Origin of the sequence: Flavonifractor sp. An4 (assembly GCF_002161755.1) — a bacterium.
In the GTDB taxonomy this organism is placed as follows: domain Bacteria; phylum Bacillota; class Clostridia; order Oscillospirales; family Oscillospiraceae; genus Flavonifractor; species Flavonifractor avicola.
In genome coordinates this window covers 1-1,245 of record NZ_NFIL01000100.1, presented here as the reverse complement: position 1 = coordinate 1,245, position 1,245 = coordinate 1, and the positions used below count along the sequence as shown (strand labels likewise).

Here is a 1,245-nt window from a genome sequence, read left to right as displayed (position 1 = left end):
CCGGGTGCGTCCTGCTGAAGGAAGCGGAGCTGCAGAACCAGCGCCGAGGCGGTGTCCTCCGTGATGGGCCCAATGCAGAAAATCTCCCGCTTCTGGAACAGGATGTCTTGAATCGGGATTTGATTCAGCCCCTCGCTGGTTTCCCTGAGAACATTAGGAAGATATGCCATCGTGCACCTCCTGTTCTGCTTTCCGAAGCGTGTCTACGGTCTGCTTTGCCCACTCCGGGAAATACTCGTCCCGGAGGATGCCGATGAAATCGCTCCTGTTCCATCTGGCCCATTCCCCATCCCCGAGGCAGGTGGCATAGATTGCCCGGCCGGAAGCATGAGGACTGCACCCAAAGCCGCTTTCCGCCAGCCAGAGCTGATTGCGGGGAGACCAGCAGGACTCTTTGAGCGCCGCCGGGCTCAGGACCAGGACTTCTCCCTCCAGACTGCGGCCCGAAAGTGTGTCGCACTGGGAGGCGTCAAAGAGGGAGAGTCCCTTTACCTCGTCCAGGAATGCTTCCACGAAGCCGTCCAGCACCGCTGGGTGGCTCTCCACGATGTACTCGCCTGTCCGGTCGCAGGCGGGGATGAAGATGGTGTCGGCCCACTCCTTGTGGCGGGGACGGAACCGGCCGTCCCACCGCTTCTTCTGAATGGTGTTGGCCAGCACCCAGCCCACGCGCTTGAAGCCATATTGGGCGATGACGCCGCGGGCGCAGTCCGCTTTCAGGTGCATACCGTCGAAGCCGGCCCGGATGGCCGCTTCAATGGCCTGCTTGCAGGCGATGTTGCACTGGTGGCTCGCCCGCCACAGCCCCGCCTCATTGCTGCGCTTGGCCTCGGACAGAGAGCCCAGGTACAGATAAGTGTGGTCTGTCAGTGTCAGTTGGTTCATCTGGTTTACCTCCTTGTTCTTGTGTAGTTCCGCGGCCTTAAAAGCCGTTCCAAATCTGCTCCCCGCGGTAATCAAAATATTCTGCGTCAGCACAGTCTTCCGGGGTCAGATCCTTCAACCGCTTTCTGCTCCGTGAGATGTAGAGGTCAGAGTCCATGGGCGGTTTCGGCACCTTGACCCGCAGCAGATCGTCCATTTGAACCAGTTGAGCGTATTGCTCCGGCTCATGCTGTCTGAGGTGCTGATAGAAGTGGTTTTTATGGAAGGGGCAGAAGGTGCAGGCGCTGGCGCGGGTCTCCAGGCCCCATACCTCCTTGATATAGCCGTAGCTGTCCGCCCGGGTAAATTCCATCTGTACCA

1 protein-coding gene and 1 pseudogene are annotated in these 1,245 nt (G+C 59.5%); both read right to left on the bottom strand.

What is annotated here, in order from left to right:
• Positions 1-153 precede the first annotated feature (153 nt).
• A complete protein-coding gene (locus tag B5F94_RS15850; RefSeq protein WP_242965703.1) occupies positions 154-885 on the bottom strand; it encodes a DUF3849 domain-containing protein in 732 nt (243 codons plus the stop codon).
• A 37-nt stretch (positions 886-922) separates the two neighbouring features.
• A pseudogene (locus B5F94_RS16570) lies at positions 923-1,245 on the bottom strand (hypothetical protein); the annotation flags it as partial.

Excerpts from the sequence above, each read along its gene's own strand:
- B5F94_RS15850 (WP_242965703.1), bottom strand. The coding sequence starts at position 885 with ATGAACCAACTGACACTGACAGACCACACTTATCTGTACCTGGGCTCT.